This window comes from Microbulbifer aggregans, assembly GCF_020524005.1.
Taxonomy (GTDB): Bacteria; Pseudomonadota; Gammaproteobacteria; order Pseudomonadales; family Cellvibrionaceae; genus Microbulbifer; species Microbulbifer aggregans_A.
In genome coordinates this window covers 1-743 of record NZ_JAIVKK010000046.1, presented here as the reverse complement: position 1 = coordinate 743, position 743 = coordinate 1, and the positions used below count along the sequence as shown (strand labels likewise).

Here is a 743-nt window from a genome sequence, read left to right as displayed (position 1 = left end):
TCGGGTTTAACAGGCACTGTCCCGCAGGTGATCTGCGCGGATGAGCGCGCGCAGTTTCAGGTGCTGGATGACAGCAATATCGAGCGTGATCGCAGCTCCAGTGATCTGGCGTATGTAATTTATACCTCGGGCACCACCGGAAAGCCGAAAGGGGTGATGCTTGAGCATCGCAGTGTACGCAATTACGTTTTCTCTCTGCAGCATAAGTTGGGCGAGTGTTTTGTTCGAGTCGATTTATCATCGAATTACTGTTTTGATTTAACGGTTACGACCAGTTTGTGCCCTTTGTTAACAGGGACTTGTATTTATATTTACTCAGGTCGGATCACTGATTTGAGCGCGTACCAATCACATCTTGCGAGTCATGATATTGCCTTCATCAAAACTACACCGAGTGTGGCCAGTATGGTCATTCCCGGCTTGCAGAAGCAAATAGATACGGCCTTACTTGGCGGCGAAGCGCTAACGCCCTTGATGATTCAAGAACTGTCGGGAAATTTGCAGGCTATTTATGACGAGTATGGGCCGACAGAGACGACCGTTGGTGCGATGTTATCTCAGGTGTTTCCGGAGCGACATCGCGGCATTGGTAAGCCCTATCCAAATACAAAGCTCTATGTCTTGGACAGTGCGCTCAATTTACTGCCAGTTGGCGCGGTAGGAGAACTGTATATCGGCGGTGCGGGACTTGCTCGAGGTTATCTGAATCGCCCCGAGTTGACTGCCGAGCGTTTTATTGACAA

1 protein-coding gene is annotated in these 743 nt (G+C 49.7%); it reads left to right on the top strand.

Going from position 1 to position 743, the window contains the following annotated elements; translation table 11 throughout:
- Positions 1-743 (top strand): AMP-binding protein (locus tag LC093_RS20240; protein ID WP_226669334.1); only part of this gene is annotated, 743 nt, incomplete at both ends.